Origin of the sequence: Bacillus sp. FSL H8-0492 (assembly GCF_038006145.1) — a bacterium.
GTDB classification, from domain to species: domain Bacteria; phylum Bacillota; class Bacilli; order Bacillales; family Bacillaceae_G; genus Bacillus_A; species Bacillus_A mycoides.
This window is the reverse complement of sequence record NZ_JBBOUP010000001.1, coordinates 2,698,778-2,722,376: the sequence shown is the minus strand read 5'-3', so window position 1 is coordinate 2,722,376 and position 23,599 is coordinate 2,698,778. Positions and strand designations below refer to the sequence as shown.

The following is a 23,599-nucleotide window of genomic DNA, read 5'->3' as shown; positions in this document are numbered from 1 at the left end:
CTCAAGAGAAAATAGATTGGCGGGTATAGTATGAACATATTCAAAGGGTTTCTAATTTCATCAATTGCAATGACAACATTCGTAGGAACAGATCTAATACTACAAAATGATAGAATTCATAATAAAGTTTACGCTGAATCTTATAATGTCACATACAAAGAAACAGATTCTAATAAAAGAGATTCACAGGAAGAACAATTAATTGTAAAGTTTAAAAATGAAATTGATTTACCTTATGAAGATGGTATTGAGAAACGAATAAAAAATGGAAATTATGATAACAATTTAAAAAAGTTATTTTCTGAAAATACAGAACTTACTTTGAATCGCCTGTTCTCATCTGTAAATCCAATAGAGATTGAAAAGTTATCATTACACTCTAAATCATTTGCTAATCAATCAGCTAACAATTTATTAAATTATTATATTGTACAAGCTCCTAATAACATTGAAATAGAATTATTACTGAAAAAATTTGAAACATCACCTCTTGTAGAAGAAGCTTATATACAAGAAAAACAAATTTTGACACCCCCTGAAATACAGTTACCAGATTTATCTGTTAATCCGTACGATGATCCTAGATTTAAAAATCAAGGATATCTTGAAGCGGCACCAAAGGGAATTAATGCCTCGCATGCTTGGAGCATTAAAGGTGGTGACGGGAAGGGTACAACTTTTGTGGATATGGAATATGGATGGTTATTGAACCATGAGGATTTAGTCAATAAAAATATAAAGCTTATGTCTGGACAAAATATAAGCCAACATAGAGCTCATGGTACTTCTGTATTAGGAATTGTTTCATCCGAAGATAATCAAATTGGAAATATTGGAATTGCACCAAAAGCAAATGTAAAAGTAATATCCCAAATTAGGGATAATGGAATTTATAATACAGCGGATGCTATTTTAAGTGCTGTACATAATTTACAAGCAGGGGATATTCTTTTATTAGAGGCACAAGCTTCGTATGATGGGTATGGGGATAAATATTTACCTGTAGAAGTACATCCAGATATTTTTGATGCGATTCGTGTTGGTACAGATAAAGGGATTATTATTATAGAAGCTGGCGCAAATGGTTCAAACGACTTAGATAATTTTAAAGATCGTAATGGAAAAAAGATCTTAAATCGAAATAGTCCAGACTTTAAGGATTCAGGTGCTATTATGGTTGGGGCGGGATCATCAACTGTTCCACATAAACGTTTATGGTTTTCAAATTATGGAAGTCGATTAGATGTATATGGATGGGGAGAAAATGTTGATACAACATCAGCAAATCCAAGTCAAAATACTACAAATTTATATACATCAACATTTAGTGGCACATCAAGTGCTTCACCAATTATTGCTGGGGCAGCAACTTCGATTCAAGGTATTGCTAAAGAACATCGAGGTTCCCCTTATACACCAGCCGAATTAAGAAATATCTTAAGTAATCCAAATACAGGAACAAAATCTCAAGATCCGTGGAATGATAGAATAGGTGTTTTACCTGATCTAAAATCTATATTAGATAACTTAGGTTTTAATCCAGATATACCGAACTCTTCTAATATTTTAGAAGGAAAGCAGTTTGCATGGTCGCTAAAAGGAATTAGCGATTTCGAGTTTGCTAAAATCAATCTCAATAAATCGACAGAAGAAGTGCAAGTTGATTTAAAGGCAGGCATACCACATCATTATTTTAATGAAACATACGCGAGTATTAAAGTACAAAATGCATCAGGGAAAGTAGTATACAATAAAGACATTTATGGAAACAAACAACAAAATGCTGAATCGCAAAAAGTTCCAGTCAAAGTAGGAGATTATATTGAGTTAACACATCTAGAAGGTGTGCATAGAGCTACTCTCACAAATGTTGATAATAGTAAACAAGAGAGCTTTGGAAAAAAAGCCATATACGAAGTTACAAAAGAAGGTCTGAAGAAAGTAGAAAAAATGCCAGAAGCAACGGTTTTAGACGGAAATCAATTTGGTTGGTCTTTAAAAGGATATAGTGATAGAGAAATTGCAAAAGTAGATTATAATAGGGTAACAGAGAAAATGCAGGTGAATTTAGAAGCAGGCGTACCACATTCTTATTTTAATAATACGTATGCAAGTATCAAAGTACAGAATTCATCCGGTAGTGTTGTGTACAATAAGGAAATAGTGGGAAATAGACAGCAAACTGCTGAAAGACAAACTGTGCCAGTCAAAGTGGGAGATTATATCGAGTTTACCCATATAGAAGGGGAAGCAGTAAAGGAAAAGACACGGGCTACACTTATTAACCTTGAGAATAATAAACAAGAATATATAGGTAAGAAAAGAACCTATCAAGTTACTTCAACAGGTTTACACAAAATAGATTAACATGAAGAACATTCAAATTATTAGTAAGATGCTAAATAGTCGTTCATTATGAACGGCTATTTGGCTTTTATTTATATAAAAGTGAAATATAATCCAATGTTTAATGATTTATCAGAAGTAAAAAGGTAGGTATTATATAAAAGAAAATGAATAATTTATGCAGAGCTTGTATATGGTATTATTATTTAACTATTCTAAAATCAATTTATAAAAACGCTGGAATGTTTTTTAGAAAACAACTGACTCCATAGGTGGAATTTGGAAGATTAATTCTATTTTAGAGTTTATTTTTATAAGGAAATTCACATACGTGGATTAGTATTAAGATTCAAAATGTAAAATATCTAAAAACCTAAGTACAAGCACACATTTTAAATAAAAAAAGTGAGAAGAATGAATAACATTCTTCTCACTTTTAGCAATTAGGGTCGGCATATACATAAATATGCGTTTGAGTGGAATTTTGGATGAAAAATCCACATGCATAGTATACCAAAATATTTAAGGCCCTTCGTATGCAATATTGCATACGAAGAGTAGGTGGATATAATAGTTAACTTACTTCTATTAAAAGTAAAATGTGTTTATATTAAAAAAGTTAAAATCCAATTGAAGCTGGTTAAGATCTTAATTCTTCATAGCTACCTAATTAATCAATTCTAGCTACTGAGTAGGAAAAAGTTAATTAATTTGAAAATGATTTGAGTAGGTAAATTCTCCGTTATACTTAATTACTGCAATATATGTCCCTTTAGTATATACATTTGTAATTGGTGTTCTCCAAATTTCTAACCCTTTAGGCGTAGTAATAAATTCTGGTTCAATTGTAATAAAGCGTTGTAAAGTACCGTCAGGGTGAACCTTGAAAATCTTCATTTTGGCACCAAAATGCGCTCTACCAAAACGTTGAGTTAAGTAGAAAGTATCACCTGTTATGAGGTGTTCAATATTCCAGTCGGGTTGGTATGTACTATTTTCAGCTCCCTATAAATCAAAGGCTACGGGAAATATGGTAATAGCAATTCTCACATTATTGAGGGACTGGAAAAACAACAAAGACGTTCTCAAATGCATGTATAGATATTTATAACAAAGATTCAAAAAAGAATAGGTAATATAGCTATTGGAATAAGATTGTTTTTGTCTATCTCCTGAAAAGGAGGATGGACAAACCATACCAAAGAAACTTGCATTTCATTATCTATAGAAGTGTAATGTCATTAAAGTGAGATAGGATACAGGCTAATATTGAGAAATGTAAAGTTTGTAGAGTTTGAAACAAATTAAAGAAGTAACATAAGGGATTTACGCATATAGTAATGTCGACGGATAAAGTTAACAGAATATTCGTTTTGATAAGATAAAATAATAGTATTTTTATCTTATAATATTGTTACTACGATGAAATAAGGCTAATAATTAGTTAACTTAAAAATTAAATTCAGATAGGAAGAGGATAATGAAGACCAGAGATAATTATAAAATTATTGTGATTGGCGCTGGGACTGCAGGACTATCTTCTACTGCACATTTGTTACGAAATGTATCCCTATTGAAAGAAAGTATAGCTATTATCGATTCATCTAAAAAACATTACTTCCAACCACTATGGAGTTTAGTTGGGGGAGGAATTGTTTCAAAGGAATGTACGATGCGTGATCAAGAATCACTTATTCCAAAAGGAGCAACGTGGATTCCTAAAAGTGTTGTTAAGTTGTTTCCAGATGAAAATAAGATACTTTTAGATGATGGAATGCTACTTGAATATGAGATTCTTATTGTAGCAGCCGGTATACAAATAAATTGGGGTGGTATTAAAGGCTTAAAGGAGTCTATTGGGACTAATGGGATTTGTAGCAATTATTCTTATAAATATGTTGATTCTACTTGGAGAGAAATTGAAAAATTCAAAGGAGGAAATGCGATTTTTACCCACCCCAATACTCCTATTAAATGTGGTGGCGCCCCACAAAAAATTATGTATTTAGCAGAAGAGTATTTTTGTAATGACGGTTTGAAAAACAGAAGTGAAGTAATGTTTTATTCTGCGAACGCTAACATATTTCAGGTACCGCGTTATGCTGAAACATTAGAACAAGTACTAGAAAGAAAGCAAATTATAACGAACTATAATAAAAACTTAGTAGAAATTATCGCTGAAAAGAGAGAAGCAATTTTTGAAGATACGCAAACACTGAAACGAGAAACAGTACCATATAGTATGATACATGTTGTTCCACCAATGGGGCCACCTAACTTTATTAAAGAAAGTGAGATAAGTGATCATCAGGGGTGGGTAGATATAAGTCCTTATACTTTGCAGCATGTAAAATATAAGAATATTTTTGGACTTGGAGATTGTACCAATTTACCTACATCTAAAACTGGAGCGGCAATTCGAAAACAAATACCTGTCTTAAAACAAAATATTTTGGACGTACTTAATGGAAGAGACTTGCAGGCTAATTATGATGGGTATACATCCTGTCCGATTGTTACAGGATATAAAAGTCTTATACTCGCTGAATTTAACTATGAACATGAGCCTCAAGAAACGTTTCCGTTTAATCAAGCGAAAGAACGGTATAGTATGTTTTTACTTAAAAGGTATATGTTGCCCTATATGTATTGGAATTTAATGTTGAAAGGGATTCTATAAGGAAAGATAGGGAGTTGTTGTAACAACCGAGAAGTAATTTGAAATAAGCATTTGGAGGGAATAGCTATGCTTTTAAAATATTTTTATGATGAAAAATTAGCTCATGCTTCCTATTTAGTTGGTTGTCAGAAGGAAGGCGTAGCAATTGTTATTGATCCCAGCCGCTATATAGAACAATATATAGAATTTGCTAAGAAAGAGGGAATGGAAGTAATTGCTGCGGCTGAGACTCATATTCATGCAGATTTTCTATCTGGGTCTAGAGAACTTTCCCTTCTTTTTAATGCAAATTTATATGTATCAGATGAAGGAGATAGTGATTGGAAATATCAAAATCTTAACGAGGGTCGATACAATTTGGTTAGAGAGGGAACAGAGTTTAAGGTTGGTCATATAAAATTCAATGTCATTCATACCCCAGGGCATACGCCTGAAAGTATTTCCTTTTTAGTAACCGATACAAGTCAAAATAATTATATGAATGATAAACCGATAGGAATATTCACAGGTGATTTTATATTTGTAGGAGATATAGGTAGACCCGATTTATTAGAAATTGCTGTTGGTATTAAAGATACCGCAAAAATAGGAGCGAAACAATTATTTGATTCTATACAAAAAATAAAAATACTCCCTGATTATTTGCAAATATGGCCATCACATGGTGCAGGAAGTGCATGTGGAAAAGCATTAGGAGCAATTCCAACTTCCACATTAGGTTATGAAAAGATGTTTAATTGGGCGTTTCAATGTAATGATGAAGATAATTTTATATCGAATTTATTGACGGGACAGCCAGAGCCTCCAAAGTATTTTCCATTAATGAAGCATTTAAATAAGTATGGTCCACCAACTCGTAAGAAGAGAGAGATTACTGCTATTTATATAATAGAAGAACTTCAAGAAGTGATAAGGGGTGTTCAGCAAATAGTTGATATAAGGGATGTAGAGTGTTTTGCTGCTGGCCACATCGAGAAGTCAATTAACATACCTTATAACAATTCTTTCACAACTTGGTGTGGGGGGATATTAGATTATAAAAAAGAAACTTTAATAATTTTAGATGCGGAAAATGTTAAAGTGGAGGAAGTTATTAGAGACTTTGAGTCCATTGGCTTAGATAATATTATTGCTTTTGCACCTTCAAAGGTAATTCAAAGATTCCATAGTTTAGAGATTTATAAGGAAAAAACATCAAATGAATTATATCCGTTAATAAAAGATGGAAGTGTAAAGGTTATCGATGTGCGTAGTAAAAAAGAGTGGGATGAAGGACATCTTCATGATGCAATACATATCACTTTAGGTAATCTATTTGAACGGCTAGATGATGTACCGAAAAATTGTCCAATAGTTTTACAATGTCGAACGGGGTTACGTTCCGCTATAGCAGCTAGCATTTTACAAAAAGCTGATATAAAGAAAGTAGTTAATTTAAAGGGAGGATTTCTTACGTGGAAAAAAGAAGGGCTCCCCTATACAACATGTAATCAAGAAATTTGAAATATATCAAAAGAGTCAAATGGAAAGAAAATAGAATCATTTGAAATAATCTAAGGGGATAAATAATAAAATTCAATTGCTATCAGTATGGGATATATAAACTAAAAATGATTTATTAAAGCCGCATTAAACGATAAAATTAAGCACAAATATGCTGATGTGTATCTATTCTATCAAAGTACATAAAACTAAAACTAAGATATTCGAACGAACTCAAAAAGCCGAAACCCCTTAACTTAGGAATTTCGGCTTTGATAATGGTATCTGGCATGTTTACTGCAATAGAGTTATAAGTTCTTAAATTCCTTAAATTAGAAACTTGTACTTGATTACCGTGGTTAAATTGTTGCTCTTTTAAAAGAACTGGTTAGAGAAAAAAGAAAAATCTATTGGTTAGCATTTAACCGAAAGATTTTTCTTTGAATTAGCATCTTTTATATCATAATTATTGAGGAAGGGAAATTCGACTGAGAAATGCTGTCAAATAAAAGAATAGGCTAATCTAATTTCTAATGGTCCCAGTATCTTTTATTTTGACGTGTGTTTTTACAGTTATTTTAGCCTCTGCTAACGCTTGCAACCAATCTCCTTTTAGTTTTTTCCACTCGTTATATTGAAAAGCTCTAGCATATAACGATAATCCGATAGGATCAATTTTATTCTTTTGTAATTCATACAACATATTTTGTAATTTCTTATTAATTTCTTTTTGAACCTCATTTTCTAAATTATGTATGTTTTTTTTATTATCATAATGCTCCTTAATTAAATGTGCGTTAGTTTTTTCTATTATAGCTACATTAGCGTTTATATCGAAATTAAATACAAACTTTCCTTTTTGAAAATTAACATCTATTTTCCTAGTCGCATTCTGTATTAATATAGAAGTGTTTGGTTTTTGGCTGAATTTTTTAGGTGGAAGCACAAGGTGTAGTATCATCCGGCCTTTATTTTTGGGCTTATTTAAAAGATTGAAGAACTTAACATTTTTTTTAGGGATACGAGTTAAAAATTTTCCTTGTCGATCTAAAAGTGCAATTCCTATCGTGTCAATTTCATTTTTTGTTTTTTTGATAACTGGAACAGCTTGTGTCATTCCTTCTTCATTTTTTTCTCTCATTAATTGTTGAATAGTGGAAGAAACGGATTGATTATTTTGAATGGAGGATTCGATTACACTACTTATATAAGATGGTAGTGATGGTTTATCGGGCTTATTAATTGTGAAAATTTCTTCTACAGGTCCATCAACAAGTACTACTTTAGCATTAATGGTAGCGTAAGGATCACGGTAAGAAGAATCAAGCTCCTGCATCCAATTTGCTTCTTGGGCCAATTTTTTCCCAATTAAAATGATTTCAGCTTTGGAGGCTGTCATATAGCCCGTTAACTTCGTATCTATCTTACTGAATCCATTATATACAGTTGATGCCTGAGTCCAGTTCTCTATAGTACTTTTTTGCTGTCTATGATGAAAGAGTGGTATGCTTGTGCCCACCTTTACGTCTCCATTAGAGTTTCTATCCAAGGCAATTAAAAGGATTAATGAAACCTTCTCAAGAGGAATTCTCTGACTACAACCAATTAAACATACACAACAGATTACAATCCATATCCATTTTCGAATCAAAGCTGTTTCCTCCTAGTAAACCAAGTAAAAAGAATGCTGTAAGCGAAAAAAAAGATTGGTAATAGAATAAAGAAAATGATATTTAAGATATCCATAAGAGAATATATAAATAAATATTGATCCACGTCGGGATTTAGAAAAATAAATAAGCCGATTATTAAAAACATAAAACTAACGAGCACCCAATTGCGAGCATTTTTTTGAAGTAAAATGGTCACAGATTCAAAACTGAAAAATAAATACGGATATATTGTAGTGGAAAATACAATCAAATAGTAAGCGATATATATAATTTCTAATCGTTCTACGAAAGAAAAACGAACCCCTTTTAACAGATGAAATACTGGCCAAATTACGTCTTTTATCCCCTCCGGACTAAAGTATATATAAGAAAGAATAGTCACATATAGATAGAAAAACATGGTTCCAGTATTCGCTATTAGTATTCCTTTTATGGCTTTTTGTTTTTTTTGTAAGAACGGATAAATAAAATATGCAATTTCTAAGCCTGCATAAGGAGTAATGGTTTCTTTTGTTGCCTTTACAATAGGGTATATGCCATCTTTAAAAATAGGTAGTAGATGTAAAGGATTGTAGTTACTTTTTAATGAAAAAAGAAGAAATAGTGGCATCCAAGTAGTGAAGAAGAAAACAAGCATAGAATAACTAGTAAGAGCCCTTAACCCACTCAGGGCTAAAATGATAAAAGGCAATAGTAATAATATGGCGATTTGATAAGCAGGAGTGGAAGGGAATATCCACACTTTTACAATATCAGTTGCCTTTAATAAAGTATTAAAACCAGCAAAAAATAGATAAAAGGCATATAAAAGAAGAAAAATTGTCCCTAGCCATTTACCAAAGTATGTATTTAAGATCTGAGAGAAATTTTTGTTAGGATTTTTTTGTAACATTAATATAATAATTACGCCAATTATAGAAGTAATTATCCATCCCAGAATGATAGAAATCCAGCCGTCTGTACCAGCGGTAGTGGCAAGAGGGCTTGGCATAATTAACATACCTGATGCAAGTTGCAGTGAATGAATGAAAACAATATATTCGAATAAGGTTATGCTTTGGAATTTAAGATTTCCCATGCGAACCACCTTCTTTTTTCTTTCTTTGTTTCGGCTGTCCTGTACTCGAGCGGGTGGTGATCATAGAAATAGGAAATCTTACAAAAGAATCTTTTAACTCTTGGAGACGAAATGGTGCAATTGGCAATCCATATGGTGAACCATAGGAAGTTAGTGAAACAAAATGAGCAAATAAGAGCATTAATCCACTAACAATACCTACAATCCCATAAAAATAGGCCAATAACATCATTGGAAAACGAATAAGCCGAATACAACTTGATAAATCATAATTAGAAACAATAAATGATGCAATGGCGGTAATAGATACGATAATAACCATAACGTTACTCACAAGACCAGCTTGAACAGCCGCCTGCCCAATTACAATCCCTCCAACAATTCCAATTGTTTGTCCAATTGGTTGTGGTAAGCGAATACCAGCTTCACGTAGCATTTCTAGTGTGATTTCCATTATAAAAGCTTCCAATAAAGGAGAGAAAGGGACTTTAACTCTTGACGTTGCAATAGAAGTGTATAGATCTAAAGGAATGATTTCAAAGTGAAAAGAGACTATAGCAATATAAATTGCGGGTAAAAAAATAGCTATAATAAATCCTGCAAATCGTAATAAGCGAAAAAATGATGCAATGAGCCAATGTATATTATAATCATCTGGAGTCTGAAAAAATCCAATTAAATTCATTGGGACAATCATCGCACCAGGAGATCTATCAATTAACACTGCTACTTTTCCATCAAGTATATGATTAGAAATGGCATCTGGGCGTTCACTTAAATAAGCCTGTGGAAAAGGAGTCCAATTTTGATCCTTTGTAAAATTAGATAGTTCTCCAATGCTCAATACCGCATCCGTTTTAATTTTACAGATTCTAGTTTCTATTTCTTGGACCACATCTTCGTTTGCTACATCCCCTAAGTAAATTAAATAGACTAAAGAAGTGGCGCGTTCTCCAATTGTCAATTTTTTAATTTTCAATTCAGTAGAAGGAATATATCGACGAATTAAGCCTATGTTTTTTGTGGCATTCTCAATAAACCCATCATGTGAGCCTTTAATAGTAACTTCTGAAATGGGTTCTTGAATCGCTCTCTCTGCCCAGCCTTTTGTATTTATTAGAAGGGACCTCTTTTCTCCTTCCATAAACAGTACACATTGTCCCTCAAGTAATCCTTCTTTAATTTCATTCCACGTATATACTATTTTGGTATGAGTAGCAATAATATTAGAATTAAATATTTGACTGTCTTCATTCACTTCTTGTAATAATGGTGTAACAACATTTCCTTTTAATGCAACACCATCTGTAAGGCCTTCAAAATAATATAGTAAAATATTCGTGTTTGTTTTTAATTGCAAAGGATGTTCAATCAAATCTGCACTAATATCAAAGATGTTATCTAATGTATTTTTAAGTTCTTTTAAGTTACTTGTTTGGATTTTTTCAATGGTTTTATCTGTCTTTGTTTCTAGGGTCTTTTCATTTAAGGACAAAATTGACACCTCTTTAATATATAACGAGTAGTTGTAGTTATTATTTTTATATGTTTGAATTTTATTCACTAATTTAAACGGATTGAGATCAAGAATAACTAAAATTGAAGTACTATATTATAAATTCAATAATTGAGAGTAAAAAAGTAGATGTAATTTGTGTAGAAATCTAAGTATCAAGATAGAAGTGAAATTTGAATGATTATAATAAAAAAGAACCCTTGATAGGTTCTTTTTAATAGTTGGTAAATATGTTGTCAACAATAGATGGCGATAAAGGTAGTAATTTAGATGTCTTTATGTTACTCAGCTGAATTTTGTAGGAAGAATTATTTTTTCATACCTCAATGCTCAATAAACAAGGACATTTCATTTATTTGGGTGTTTTAGTGTATTTGAATTTTGCACGCTAACAAATTTTGTTTAGGGACAAAATGTGAAGTTTTATTCTGAAATAACAGAAAGTTAATGCGGCAAAATTCCTATTGGTAATTTGGATAGGTATCAAATATTTCTTTGGCCTTATTTTCTTGATATGACCGTACGTTTATATGTTTCTAAGGGAAAGAAATATTTTCATTTTTATTACCATCTATTGTTTGATTAAAATGGTAACATGAAAATAAAACGTTTACAACCAGAAAATAAAGAAAAAATAGTAAAATACGACTTTTTTCGACAAATATTCCTATAAAACGTTTTGTAGGAATTAGTAATAATAGCTTAATATATTAAAGTGAAATTCAATGAATAAGAGTCCAAAGGCACGAATTTAAATGATAAAGTTATAATTTTCTTTTTTGAACTGTAAGTGTTTTACAAGTATAGTTAAACTTTAATCCAACTAGCATTTCTTCCTTTTGTCACTAGCTTAATATGGCCAAACAATTGCAAGGAATTTAAAGCCTTACTGATTGTACTCTCTGCTATGTCTGGATATGTGTTACGAATACACTCCTTAGTAAAGGGTTGTTTTTGTTTAAGGATAAAATCCTGAATTCTCTCCACTTTAGTATGCTTACATATAGAATCTAGAACTGTATTATGAAGATCTTTGTACGCCTCTAATATAATAGTTAAAAACGTTTTTAACTAAAAGCTACTATTATGTTCCTCGCAGTACCAATTTACCGAAGATTTATAGATTGAATTGTAATATTCAGATTCATTTTTCTTAATGTATTTATCCAGACATACATATTTTACAAATGTATTTCCACTCTTAATTAATAGCAATTGCATTAACATAAGTGCCAATCTGCCGTTACCCTGATTAAAAGGGACTATGCAATAAAAATTAAATATAAAACGAGCTATTAATAAAAGTGAATGATGGCCCTTACTAGAATTTAATGAGTTATATTGATCACATAATTGTTCCATTACTTGTGGAATAAGCTCATGTGGAAGAATGCGGTAACTATTTAAGTGCATTCCGTTTTCAGGAATACCTGGAATAGTAAACGGTTTTTCGCGCCATTTGGCACTGTCAGAGGTAATGTAATGTATTAATTGAAAATGTAATTCCTGTATAGTCTCTGGATTGATTAATAAATCACAGGAATTCTTATGTACAAAAGTAAGTGTTTGATAAAAACAAAAGATAGCATCTTCCGAAATATTTTGAGGTACTATATCATCTAAAATAAGTTCTTTCAATCTTTTATTTGGGACTTTTATATCTTCATAGGTAGTAGTAAAGTTTTTTATGTAATGAAGTGGTATGGTTTTTTCTAAGCTAGTAAATATATCAGGATTTTGTTCCTGATAAGCAGCTAATTTTCCTTTTAATTCACTAATTTCACTGATTATATTTAATAGTCTCCTTTTTAATTCAATATTTTTATACTTGTCATCGAAAAAATTTCTCATTTTTATTCCCCCTGTAACCCCTTAACATGCTGTTACATAAATCTTTCCATTCTAAAGATAGTTTACAACATTATTTTGAAATAACAATATATTTATTTTGATTTTGAACTTATTTTAGAATCAAAATTGTTATTTAAATTTGATTAACGAGTTAGAACTTATGATTAATCATGTTTGAATAAAGAATGAATATACACAGATAGAAAATATAGTTTGACGTAAATTCCTTTTTATGAATTTACGAGATGAAAATATAATTTTAGAATTATTATTAGTGTAGTTTGCTGTATTATTGCTGGGAATTTACTAGAAAGTAACTAATTTTCACAAATAAAATAAAGAAATCTTAAAGAGGAATCAATAGGATCTAATTTGAATAGGCATAATCCTAACATTAAATGTGCAAATGTACAATAATTAAATGAAAAAAATATGAAAATATCGACTTTTTTCGACAAAATAAATTAAATAGAAAAACAATCTAATGTAAGAAAAATCTTGCTTTAGATGGTCTCTGCATTTCATAAATTAATATTGAAGGAATTATCAAATGATTTTTACGAGTAATAAAAGAGTAGATATATAAATTAAATTGTGACAATTATAAAGTTAGTATTCTCCATTTTCATTATTTAATTTAACAAATTTAATAATATTAAGGTGACTTTCTATATTTAATATAAGTATTTGATGGGGTATGATCATAAAAAGTGTCATTTTCTATATATCCATGTAGCATTTAGTACTTGTATTGCGAAATATTTTGACATAAGTTAATTTAAATATTAGGTACAGAAACATTTTAAGGAAAAGAGTCAGTATAAAAGTACCCTGAAAAACGTTTCACCCTAAAAGCGTTTTTCCTCAAGAGGTTTTCTCAGGAGCACTAAAGGTTTTTAATTTGTTTCTGTGCCTTATTAGATAAAAATAATATAATAAGTTATTTAGAAAAGGTGAAAAATGAACCCTTTCATATCACTTAACACTTAACGTCCGTATGGTCTAGTTAAAGTAGGAATTTAAAGAAAAGGAAAGGGCTAGCTCTAGTTATAATTAGTGCAATAAATAGGGGGCTACTCAAATTTTTTTGTTTGATTTGGTAGGAGTAATATTTACGTTTGTTGGACTAGGTGTATTAAAGTGCATACCTTTTTGATTCAACCGATGAGGCGCTAATCAAGGATTTAATCATCTAGAATTTAGAAAGGTTAAATGTGGAACTGAATTTTCTACTAAATTAGTAGAGACTAAAACAATCCCCTTAAATTGAACTATTCACTACTTAAGGTCCTGATAGATTGTTTGAAGTGTTAGTAGGCAAATCTAAAAATAAAAAAGGATATTCTACTCTTCTTTTATGTATATAAAACAAAGTGTAAGGTAAGTTCCAGATCCAAAGTGTTTTATTTAATATTCATTCAATCTCATGCGTACTACTTTTATTTTCTTAAGAGCATGTATTTGCGTGGATGCTCTTAAGAGAATAAAATGTCTAAAAAAATAAGTATAAGCATACATTTTAAAAATTGATATATCGTATATTATAAAAAACTCATTGTTCTTCAAATAACGAACAATACAATGTGAATGAAACTCTCAGAAGAATTTACATATAGAATTCACCTTAACTTAAAAAACCACATTTTATGTAAAATTATATTTGCTGCTATAGAAGGGTGGGGGTTAACATGACCAAAACTTGGTGTAGGTTCGTATTCCTTGTAAAATAAGTGATTCTTTACTGTTTTCTCTAGTTGTATCTATTAATGATTCATCAGGTTTCCTTCCAGTGGAAGGGACATAAGTTGTTACTACCCTTGGAAATATATTAATAAACACCCATTCAAATTTGTCGATATTTCTATTTCCAAATTCTAACGTTTCAGTTGGCTTAATTGTATTTTCTCTATCAAAAAATTTTATTATGTAAAACCTTTTTGAGAGGTCATTACTATGTTCAATAGTCCAAATTAAATTTTCCATTTTCTTGATTTGCAACAAGTCCATTTCCAAAAATCCTTTCATACATAAATATAGCGAATGTTCCTATTCTATACTATATATTTTGAAATTTAAATAGTTATCTTATACGATAGGATAAAAAGAAGTTAATACTCTAAAATTTATCTGAGAAAAGGACACACCTACGCATACATATGCTATAGGTGTGTCCTTTTTTAGTTGTTTATAAGTTTCCTACAGAGCTATTGAAGTAAAGTTTCAACAGTGTCTCCATAGTGAAGTGAGATTCATTATATAAGATTCATTTAAACCGTATATTAAGTTCATATTAATCGTATATTGGAATTTTAAAATATGTGTGTAAGGCGTTTCTGGAATTATATTATTTTGAAAATATAAACTTCAATATACCAAAAAGTAAGAATATTAAACCGTAATAATTTTAGAATATACTTCTAATTAAAAGACGTGCGGAAATGCACGGATAATAAAGGAGAATTTCTTATGACAATGTATAAAAGTGAAATGAAAAAGAGTGTAATAACTGAAGAGGATGTAGATATGTTAAAAATAATGGCACATCCAATTCGATTGCAAATTATAAACGAGTTAATTCAGTATAAAAAATGTAATGTTACACAATTGACGGAGCTTTTAAAAATTCCACAATCTACTGTTTCCCAACATTTATCGAAAATGAGAGGCAAGGTGCTAAAGGCTGAAAGAAAAGGCTTAGAGATGTACAATTATATTACTAATTTAAAGGCGAGTCAGATTGTAGGGATTTTAGGTTTGTAAATAAACAAAACTTCACACATATCATTATAAGTAAAGCACAGAATAATCCCCCCACAAATAAGTGGGGGATTTCTTTTATGACAAAATATCAGTTTTTTTGAGGAGTGTCACGATAGTCACCATGTTCTAATGTGTTAGTATATGAAAAATTTTGAAAGTGCTAAAATGCTTGATATTATTCACTAGAAGTTATGTCGCAAAAATCTTTTAATTTCATCAAAAGCTAAGTGACGATGACCAGCCTGACAATGTTGTTCACCACCAGTTTTCTTAGTGAAAACTACAGAAGTGATGGAGGCTGCATTACATAGATCCGATTCGATTTGCGGTAATCGGCCAATTGGAACGTACTGATCGTCTTCACCAGCCAGGAGCAATACTTCTTGATTTATGAACTGACCGATTCCTGCCATCGTATGTTTTTCAAAGTTTTTAAGTAAGTTAAATGGCGTTTTTTCACCTGTATTTTCCATACCTTTTTTAACTTTCCAGTTCAGGTCGATGCTGGTGGCCATCATTTGTTTAAACATGGTATTAATTTTGTCAGCTTCATTAGTAGCCAGAAGCGTGGTCAATTTATTCCAGATATTATCCGGCATGCGCATCTTGAGTGCATCAAGGCCACTATAAAAAATATTAAAGGCGATGACTTTGTCGATTCGTTTTTCAAAAGCGGCGGCACGCATTGCCAAGTAGCCGCCCCAAGAAGCTCCGAGAATACTAACACGGTCAAGTTTGAAATAGTCAATGACTGTGGAAACGGGCTTCTCCCAGTTGTGGATGAATTTTAAGCCGTTTTTCAGTGCTGTTCCTTGTCCAGGTCCATCAAAAACTATAATATTATAATTGATTCCTATGAGGTAGTTCATCATCTTCATCATTTCCTCCATGTAGGAATCGTAGCCTCCAAAGAAAAGTAGTGTATTACATGCGCCTGGTGTCATGAATTTGATTGCAGGAAGATAGGAATCTTCATAAGGAATTTGATAGGTTTCATACTCAAAGTCATGAAAGCCCTTATAAAAAGTTTCACGGTATTTTTGGTACACTTTTTCTTTTTTTGGATCGGATGATTCCATATAAAACTCGGCAGCCTGATAATAAACCGAAGCTAGATCGAAGTCTTTCTGATACTCCCGCATTGCTGCATATTCTATCCAAGTGTTATACCAGCTGTCCGTGTCTGTAAGTCTTGGGATGATGGCTTGCAAATCCTGATTTGCCCGCTCATCGTCTTGATAGAAATCGTTGAAAAAACGGTTAATTTGCAAATTGAACTGTTCGTTGTTTACATACTGTTTAAACATAAAATCCCTCCTTATATTTGACTACAAGGTAAGGATAAGAGAAGTATATTAAAGAAACAACAAGCAGGAAAGGGTAAGAAGTACGAAATCGAACCATAAGGATATAAATGGTTTGATAAGCAACTTTGGGAAGGAGATTGATTATTAATGGGAGAGGATGTTCGCGTTTATAAAACGAAGAAAAATATTTCTAATACACTTATTACCCTCTTGAACGAAAAAGAGTTTGGGCGAATTACAACTAAAGATATTTGCATACATGCTATGGTGAGTAAGTCCACATTTTACAGCCATTTTGCAGATAAATATGATCTTTTGGAAAAATTAGTGCAAAATTATGTCTGCTGGTTCAAGGAAGAAATTGAATTTCGTTTCGCCTTAATAGAGAATGGAAATGTGGCTCAAGCTATTAATATGATAACCGATAAGATCTCAGCGCGAAAAAAAGAGATTGCAACTTTACTCCATGTACGTGTTCCCTCAGCGGATTTACGTTTAGAATTAGAATCCATTTTATATAATGCCTGCTATTCCTATTTGAAAGAGCGGCAGGTTGAAGTAAGTGTGCCGATTGACTTTGTAGCTCAGTTGTATACAGCAAACGCAATGGTGTCAATTAATTGGTCGCTGAGCAACGATAAAAATCCAGATGTGGTTAAACTAATTGATAATATGCAGGGATATGTTTTTGATCTGATTTTGTCAGGTGGCGAGAGAATGTAATAAATCATGAAACCTGCTTAATAATGTAGTTATCGTGTGGGGTGTGGTTGTAAAAAATTAAGTAATCGATATTTGGATTTTTTGTGAATCTTTATTGGTTTTTTATAAACTCTTTACTACATAATGTTACAAAATAGAATTAATTTGCTTAATTTAGCCCCATATTAGGTTAATAAATAAACTAAATGTGTTTATGTTATTGAACTATTAATATATTAGTAGGTGATTTGTTCGTTTATCCCTATATTGCTATTATATTAGCGTAAACAATATATTGGGGGGACAAGTATGAATTTGAAATTAACATCTAAGTTAGAAAGATTAAGAAAAAGTAAAAAAGGAATTGGTGCTTGTGTTTTAGCTGCAGGGGTGACGGCAATTACAATGATTCCTCAAAGTGCATATGCACATGGGTTTGTTGAAAAGCCGAGTAGTCGTGCTGCTTTATGTAGTCAGAATTATGGAGCATTAAATTTAAATTGTGGAAATGTAATGTACGAACCTCAAAGTCTAGAAGCACCTAAAGGATTCCCAGATGGTGGACCGATTGATGGGAAAATCGCTTCGGCAGGAGGACTGTTTGGAGGGATTCTTGACCAACAAACATCAAATCGCTGGTTCAAAAACACAATAAAGGGGGGAGCAAATACATTTACATGGAAATACACAGCGGCACATTCTACAAGTAAATGGCATTATTACATTACCAAAAAGGGATGGGATCCTAATAAACCATTAACACGTGCTGAATTAGAACCAATTGGAACTGTGAAACATGACGGTTCGGCAGCATCAAATAATTTAACACATACAATTAATGTACCAACTGATCGCAATGGTTATCATGTTATTTTAGCTGTATGGGATGTAGCAGATACGTCAAATGCGTTTTATAATGTAATTGATGTAAATCTAGTAAATAATGAAGCTCCCGATACAGTAGCTCCAAGTCAACCAACTGGATTAAATGCGTCTAAAGTTTCTGCCAATAGTGTTGAACTAACATGGAAGGCCTCAAATGATAATATAGGTGTAAAAGAATATCAAGTGTTACGTAATGGAGAAGTAATTGGTACGGTACCAGGTACAACTTTTACTGATAAAAAACTAAAAGCAAATACGGAATATACCTATACAATAAAGGCATTAGACGCTGCTGGAAACATATCAAAAGAAAGTGAAAAACTAAAGGTTAAGACAACAAATGAAACTCCAGATAAAGAGGCTCCGACTCAACCAAAAGGATTACATAGTATGGGTACAACAGCGACAACTGTTGATTTGATGTGGAGTGCGTCTGAAGATAATGTAGGTGTTGATCATTATGTTGTATATAGAGAAAGCACTGGGGTTATGAATAAAATTGGGACAGCGGATAATACATCCTTTATGGATAAAGATTTAAAAACTAATACATCGTATAAATATGTAGTGACGGCGGTTGATTTAGCTGGAAATGAGTCTAGTAGAAGTGATGTTTTAACTGTAGCAACAAAACTAGAGGACTCTACTTATGAAAAATGGGATGCAAGAAAAGCATACAATAAAGGTGATAAAGTAGTACATGAGGGAAAAGTGTATGAAGCGATTCAAAGTTATCAAGGGAACGGCGATCCAAATTGGATTTTTGCACTATCGCTTTGGAAGCCAGTTTTAAATAAATGATAAGTGGAAAAGGGTAGTTATCACTTATTCTATGTGCAATACTGGAACAGGGGTGCAATTTTTACTCTTCATCCCAATATATACGAAATGAAATTATTAAAGAACCCCAATGGTATTCCATCAAAAAGGAATTCCATTGGGGTTCTTTATTTTTTAATTTGTAATAGCGTATATTTTCACTGTAAATTTGTTAGTGGCACCAAGTGGGCTTGCAATATAATATTTAGTATTCGTATAAGCTTCAGTCCTAGATCCATGTGAAATATTTTTCCAACGAGTAGAATCTGTACCTAGGGAAACGTCAATCATTACATTGAAAGAGATAGAAGAAGGATGATCTTTTTCTGAAGGCTCAATAATCCATTTTAATTCCTTAGTACCTACAGGTAAACTATCAATTTTAAAGTTTTGACTGGATCGATTTTGTTGTCCGGATAAAGGGCTAGATTCGGATGGAATTTGCGAAATTAATATTTCTTTTTCATTCGAATGTATACCATTTAATTTAATGATACTATCAATTAAACCTGGACCAGGAAAATCAGCTGCGATAATACCAGAATGTTTAATTCCACCTTGTTGCAAGAGTTCGGTCCCAAGTGTATTCATTCCACCATAAAATACTTGACCATTTATATCACGAGGGAAATCTTCCCACGCATTAGTTGTAGCTTTTTGAATCATCTTGGGGTTACTATCAGTATTTCTGCTCTCTTTACCACTTGCAACAAACCAAGGATAAACATTATTTAATAATGCAGCAGCACCACCTGTGCCACTAAAATGGTTAAGATAGATTTTATCATTGTTAAAATTATTATTTGCATTTTGAAGGTGGGTTCTCACCGCATTCCATTTTTCATACATTCCGTCTGGTCCGTTTTCAATTTCAAATGTATCTTGTATATTTAAGCTATCGTAATTAATACCATATTGCTGAGAGGCTGTAAAGTTTTGTAAGATTACAATTTTCCCTCGGATGTCTCCTAGAGTAGGGTTATTTCTTTTTGAAGTTGGTACAGAACTCGGATCCCAAAAATAGGAAGAATTAAGGTCTTTGTATTTATTAAGTATTTCCTCGAATGATAGTGAGCCACTTTTAGGAGTAGTTTCTTCTTTTAAGCGCATTAAAATTGTTTCTGTCGGATGATCTTTTAAAAATTGAATTGCCTCTTTTAATACATCTTCAAACATTGCTTTTTGATTTACAATCCCATGGTACATTGCAAAAGAATCTTTTACACGTTTAACACGCATATCTACATATCGAATTCCGGAATTTAATTGTTGTGGTAGACTCATAGTTTGATTTCTTGTCAAATTTTCATCAAGAAAACTTGCTCCATGTAAAGCCATTGTACCGTGAGTCCCTGGAATAGATATTTCACTCAATTTTGTTGAATCTGCTACTTTCGACATCCATGCTGGGTTTTGATAGCCTATATTGGATTCATAGGAATAACCTGGATGACTATCAGCAAAAATAGTAGATGGTGTACTTAAACTTACTAGTGTAAAACAAGTGAGGATGCTAATTTTAAAGAAATTTTTCATTTTGTTCATTTTATCTCTCCTGACCTTTAAACAATAGTTAAAATAAGATGGTTTTTTACTATATTTATTGTTTTCATTCTTTAAATAATGAATTGTTGTATTTGAAAAAAATTAAAAAATAGGAGGTGTAAGTTATTTGAGACTTTAATAATTTGTTGTAATGAATTGTACCTAATAGCCAAACGGATCCTTAAAGAATCGAAGTATGGACTCGAAAAAACAACCTTTTATCGTATTGTATACAAACAAAACAGAAGCCTTAAAAAAGACTTCTATTTTGTGACATATAATGAATGATAAGCTGGTTAACAAATCAAGATAATGTGACTGAGTGATAAAAATCTATTAATAGCTGTTTCAGAATTTCTTATAACAAGGCTACTTAGGAAAAGTGGATCTCTACAATGCTAATAAAAATTTTAAAATTCTATTCATTAAAATTTAAACTAACTACAGTTGCGATAGATTGGGCTGCATGTTCCCAGCTTCCATCTATCACTTTTCCAATCTGTTGACCAAGTGCATTTAAATCATTTGGATTAACTGGAATCCCATTATACGCAGCAAGAATTGATAAAAGTGGAGCGGCAAAAGGTGTCCAACCACCTCTATCAATATTAAATACAGGCTTATCTATTACCTTTCCATCTTGCACTGTAAACTCATAATAAAATTGATCATCTGGACGAAAACTTAAATGATGAGAAATTTGTCCCTTAACATATGTTTTACCGCCACCTAAATTTACTACTTCAATTGGTTTTACATTAAATTCATGCTCAAATACTTTAATTTTTTTAACTTCTGGACCATTTAAGGCAGCTTTAACTGCTGTTTCCAAATTATTTTGTGCAAATGGTTGAATACTCATCTGTGTCTCTTCTTGTTGGATAGGAGCCTCTTTTTCAGCAGCAAACACCGATGTACTTGGTAGTGCACCTGTAGCCAATGTAGCTGCAAGTGCTGTCGTCATCATGATTTTTCTTTTCATCTTCATAGTTTTCTTCCTCCCTTAAAGTTATGATATATAATTTTTTAAAGACTGACATGGGGCAATATTTTATTTCATGATGCACGCAAAAACTAGGTTAAGAATTATGTCAGAAAATCAAAATTAATTATATATTCATTTACAATGATATCTATCTACACATGTTTTTTCAATTTTCTAACAAATGGTACAATAATAACTTTTCATAAGGTAATTTATTGTTTCAATTCTCTCTATGCACGTTTTAAACAAATTAAAATCGGAGTGGTAATAATATATTTGCAAGCAAATGTCGTATATAATTCGAGAAAAGTACACAATTTTTTTATGAAAAACTATAGGAATTATCGTTATATCGTTATCAAACTAAGTAAGATAAATAATAATATGATGAAGAGCTTCCAGTGATTCGCTATAAATTCACTGAAAAATGAGCATGACATCATACACTCATGCACGACAACTAGGATATCAAAGCTCCACTTTATAGCGAATGAGCTAATACGAATGAGATTGAAAAATTTTATTAGTGGCGTATAAAACTAAAAAAAACACTACAAATCAATTAAATAATATCAGTTATTCTGAATGCGAAGGGCACGTAATATTTATTGTGAACTGTAGTACTGATCAAGATTTTAGGAGGAAATATGAACAAGAAGACTAAAAGAATCATATTAATTATTGGTATATTAGTAGGCATTAGTATCTTTTTATATTTACAAAACAATTTAATAAGTATAACTGAGGTTAAAATAACCTCTAGTAAAATTCCCTCTTCTTTTAAAGGATATAAAATACTACAAATTTCAGATTTACATAATAAAAAATTTGGTGATAATCAAGACGTTTTAATTCAAAAAGTAAAAAGCATAAATCCAGATATTATTGCTATTACGGGTGATTTAATAGACAGTAAATCGTACGATGCAGAAATTAGTATGCAAGTAATACGAGAACTTGTAAAGGAATATCCGGTATATTTTGTGACAGGAAATCATGAAAAATGGTCAGGAAAATATAACAGTTTAGAAAAAAAATTAAAGAAACAGCATGTCACTGTTTTAAGAAATGAACATGTAATAATACAAAAGGGAGGACACGAAATAAACTTGTTAGGAATTGATGATCCGGAATTTAATACTGGAGATATTGATGAAGGAAGTATTGTAAAAGATGCAATTGTAAAAGCAAAAATTGAAACGCAGCCAGATAGGTATAATGTATTATTATCCCATAGGCCTGAATTTCTAGAAGAGTATGCTGAGGAGAAAGTAGATTTAGTGTTATCGGGTCATGCACATGGGGGACAAGTTCGGTTACCTTTTATCGGGGGATTAGTTGCTCCTAATCAAGGAATACTGCCCAAATATACAGCGGGTTTATATGAACAACAAAATACGTCTATGATAGTTAGTAGAGGATTAGGAAATAGTATCATTCCACAAAGAGTTTTTAATAGACCTGAGATTGTAGTCGTGCAGTTAAATTAATCTGTACGGCTTTTTTGTTCAGGAGAATAATTTAAAGGTAGTTTTTCTTGAGTACAAGTTTCCATTACAATTTTGTTAAAATTTTTCAACGTTACATAAAGTAACAAAATTTGACCTATTGAGTTTGTTATAGTGTAAATAATCAAAAAAATTAAAAATTAGTCGAGTTAAAATAGTTATTATTAAGCAATATTAAAAATATAAAGGGGTGTACAAATGCATAAAGAATTTGAAATTGAAGAATATACGGCGATTGAGGAGCAAATTCATTATTATAGTACGTCTTTATTAGTAAGTCATCCTGAGCAAATTGTAAAGTATTTAGAAAAACGGTTGGAAAAGTATGCAGAAACGTTACAATATGCACATTTATATCCGGAAACGGTTATATTACCAATACAGCAAATAGTTATCGAATATTCATTAGATGTTGCTAGAATTAGAAGGTATTTAAATTTAAAAACATAACAAAAATCAAAT

16 protein-coding genes and 1 pseudogene are annotated in these 23,599 nt (G+C 31.5%); 8 read left to right on the top strand and 9 right to left on the bottom strand.

All coding sequences use genetic code 11. The features are described from left to right. Positions 1–30 precede the first annotated feature (30 nt). A complete protein-coding gene (locus MHH66_RS14060; RefSeq protein WP_078185891.1) occupies positions 31–2,367 on the top strand; it encodes a putative mucin/carbohydrate-binding domain-containing protein in 2,337 nt (778 codons plus the stop codon). A 681-nt stretch (positions 2,368–3,048) separates the two neighbouring features. Here MHH66_RS14060 and MHH66_RS14055 read toward each other — a convergent pair. Continuing rightward, a complete protein-coding gene (locus tag MHH66_RS14055) occupies positions 3,049–3,303 on the bottom strand; it encodes a DUF5065 family protein (protein ID WP_078177185.1) in 255 nt (84 codons plus the stop codon). Between the two features lie 523 nt (positions 3,304–3,826). On the opposite strand from MHH66_RS14055, the gene MHH66_RS14050 reads away from it, so the two are divergent. Beyond that, a complete protein-coding gene (locus MHH66_RS14050; protein ID WP_078186004.1) occupies positions 3,827–5,026 on the top strand; it encodes an NAD(P)/FAD-dependent oxidoreductase in 1,200 nt (399 codons plus the stop codon). Positions 5,027–5,092: 66 nt separating this feature from the next. Continuing rightward, positions 5,093–6,529 carry an MBL fold metallo-hydrolase gene (locus MHH66_RS14045; RefSeq protein ID WP_078186003.1) on the top strand — a complete coding sequence of 479 codons (1,437 nt, stop codon included), beginning with the start codon at positions 5,093–5,095 and terminating at the stop codon, positions 6,527–6,529. A gap of 502 nt (positions 6,530–7,031) precedes the next feature. On the opposite strand, the gene MHH66_RS14040 is transcribed toward MHH66_RS14045, so the two are convergent. From MHH66_RS14040 to MHH66_RS14020, 5 genes and pseudogenes are all read right to left on the bottom strand, one after another. Further along, positions 7,032–8,159 carry a Ger(x)C family spore germination protein gene (locus tag MHH66_RS14040; protein WP_078186002.1) on the bottom strand — a complete coding sequence of 376 codons (1,128 nt, stop codon included), beginning with the start codon at positions 8,157–8,159 and terminating at the stop codon, positions 7,032–7,034. Next, positions 8,156–9,259, bottom strand: coding sequence for a GerAB/ArcD/ProY family transporter (locus tag MHH66_RS14035; protein WP_078186001.1), 1,104 nt, complete (start codon positions 9,257–9,259; stop codon positions 8,156–8,158). The genes MHH66_RS14040 and MHH66_RS14035 overlap by 4 nt, the downstream gene beginning before the upstream one ends. Further along, the gene (locus MHH66_RS14030) at positions 9,246–10,754 is read right to left on the bottom strand and encodes a spore germination protein (RefSeq protein ID WP_078186000.1); all 1,509 of its coding nucleotides are present in this window, start codon (positions 10,752–10,754) and stop codon (positions 9,246–9,248) included. The genes MHH66_RS14035 and MHH66_RS14030 overlap by 14 nt, the downstream gene beginning before the upstream one ends. Before the next feature lie 828 nt (positions 10,755–11,582). After that, positions 11,583–12,626: pseudogene (locus tag MHH66_RS14025) on the bottom strand (Fic family protein). Positions 12,627–14,309: 1,683 nt separating this feature from the next. Next, the gene (locus MHH66_RS14020; protein ID WP_078186013.1) at positions 14,310–14,633 is read right to left on the bottom strand and encodes a hypothetical protein; all 324 of its coding nucleotides are present in this window, start codon (positions 14,631–14,633) and stop codon (positions 14,310–14,312) included. Between the two features lie 459 nt (positions 14,634–15,092). Between MHH66_RS14020 and MHH66_RS14015 the strand changes: the two genes are divergently transcribed. Then, positions 15,093–15,386, top strand: a complete 294-nt coding sequence (locus MHH66_RS14015) for an ArsR/SmtB family transcription factor (RefSeq protein ID WP_002141834.1) — start codon at positions 15,093–15,095, stop codon at positions 15,384–15,386. A 182-nt stretch (positions 15,387–15,568) separates the two neighbouring features. Here MHH66_RS14015 and MHH66_RS14010 read toward each other — a convergent pair whose 3' ends face one another. Further along, positions 15,569–16,693, bottom strand: a complete 1,125-nt coding sequence (locus MHH66_RS14010) for an alpha/beta fold hydrolase (RefSeq protein WP_078186014.1) — start codon at positions 16,691–16,693, stop codon at positions 15,569–15,571. Between the two features lie 147 nt (positions 16,694–16,840). Between MHH66_RS14010 and MHH66_RS14005 the strand changes: the two genes are divergently transcribed. Then, positions 16,841–17,416, top strand: a complete 576-nt coding sequence (locus MHH66_RS14005) for a TetR/AcrR family transcriptional regulator (RefSeq protein ID WP_063218803.1) — start codon at positions 16,841–16,843, stop codon at positions 17,414–17,416. A 288-nt stretch (positions 17,417–17,704) separates the two neighbouring features. Beyond that, a complete protein-coding gene (locus MHH66_RS14000; RefSeq protein ID WP_078186015.1) occupies positions 17,705–19,081 on the top strand; it encodes a lytic polysaccharide monooxygenase in 1,377 nt (458 codons plus the stop codon). A gap of 153 nt (positions 19,082–19,234) precedes the next feature. Here the strand turns inward: MHH66_RS14000 and MHH66_RS13995 are convergent, their stop codons facing one another. Together MHH66_RS13995 and MHH66_RS13990 are read right to left on the bottom strand one after the other, a co-directional pair. Further along, a complete protein-coding gene (locus tag MHH66_RS13995; RefSeq protein WP_078186016.1) occupies positions 19,235–20,644 on the bottom strand; it encodes a phosphatidylinositol-specific phospholipase C in 1,410 nt (469 codons plus the stop codon). A gap of 418 nt (positions 20,645–21,062) precedes the next feature. Next, positions 21,063–21,632, bottom strand: a complete 570-nt coding sequence (locus MHH66_RS13990) for a methyltransferase (protein WP_078186017.1) — start codon at positions 21,630–21,632, stop codon at positions 21,063–21,065. A 644-nt stretch (positions 21,633–22,276) separates the two neighbouring features. On the opposite strand from MHH66_RS13990, the gene MHH66_RS13985 reads away from it, so the two are divergent. Both MHH66_RS13985 and MHH66_RS13980 read left to right on the top strand, forming a co-directional pair. Continuing rightward, positions 22,277–23,119 carry a metallophosphoesterase gene (locus MHH66_RS13985; RefSeq protein ID WP_340866905.1) on the top strand — a complete coding sequence of 281 codons (843 nt, stop codon included), beginning with the start codon at positions 22,277–22,279 and terminating at the stop codon, positions 23,117–23,119. 216 nt (positions 23,120–23,335) lie between these two features. Next, positions 23,336–23,587 carry a hypothetical protein gene (locus tag MHH66_RS13980; protein WP_002017002.1) on the top strand — a complete coding sequence of 84 codons (252 nt, stop codon included), beginning with the start codon at positions 23,336–23,338 and terminating at the stop codon, positions 23,585–23,587. Positions 23,588–23,599: the final 12 nt, after the last annotated feature.

Coding starts and splice junctions, on each gene's coding strand:
- MHH66_RS14050 (WP_078186004.1), top strand. CDS start 3,827: ATGAAGACCAGAGATAATTATAAAATTATTGTGATTGGCGCTGGGACT.
- MHH66_RS14010 (WP_078186014.1), bottom strand. CDS start 16,693: ATGTTTAAACAGTATGTAAACAACGAACAGTTCAATTTGCAAATTAAC.
- MHH66_RS14020 (WP_078186013.1), bottom strand. CDS start 14,633: ATGGACTTGTTGCAAATCAAGAAAATGGAAAATTTAATTTGGACTATT.
- MHH66_RS13980 (WP_002017002.1), top strand. CDS start 23,336: ATGCATAAAGAATTTGAAATTGAAGAATATACGGCGATTGAGGAGCAA.
- MHH66_RS14000 (WP_078186015.1), top strand. CDS start 17,705: ATGAATTTGAAATTAACATCTAAGTTAGAAAGATTAAGAAAAAGTAAA.
- MHH66_RS13985 (WP_340866905.1), top strand. CDS start 22,277: ATGAACAAGAAGACTAAAAGAATCATATTAATTATTGGTATATTAGTA.
- MHH66_RS13995 (WP_078186016.1), bottom strand. CDS start 20,644: ATGAACAAAATGAAAAATTTCTTTAAAATTAGCATCCTCACTTGTTTT.
- MHH66_RS14005 (WP_063218803.1), top strand. CDS start 16,841: ATGGGAGAGGATGTTCGCGTTTATAAAACGAAGAAAAATATTTCTAAT.
- MHH66_RS14045 (WP_078186003.1), top strand. CDS start 5,093: ATGCTTTTAAAATATTTTTATGATGAAAAATTAGCTCATGCTTCCTAT.
- MHH66_RS13990 (WP_078186017.1), bottom strand. CDS start 21,632: ATGAAGATGAAAAGAAAAATCATGATGACGACAGCACTTGCAGCTACA.
- MHH66_RS14015 (WP_002141834.1), top strand. CDS start 15,093: ATGACAATGTATAAAAGTGAAATGAAAAAGAGTGTAATAACTGAAGAG.
- MHH66_RS14060 (WP_078185891.1), top strand. CDS start 31: ATGAACATATTCAAAGGGTTTCTAATTTCATCAATTGCAATGACAACA.
- MHH66_RS14035 (WP_078186001.1), bottom strand. CDS start 9,259: ATGGGAAATCTTAAATTCCAAAGCATAACCTTATTCGAATATATTGTT.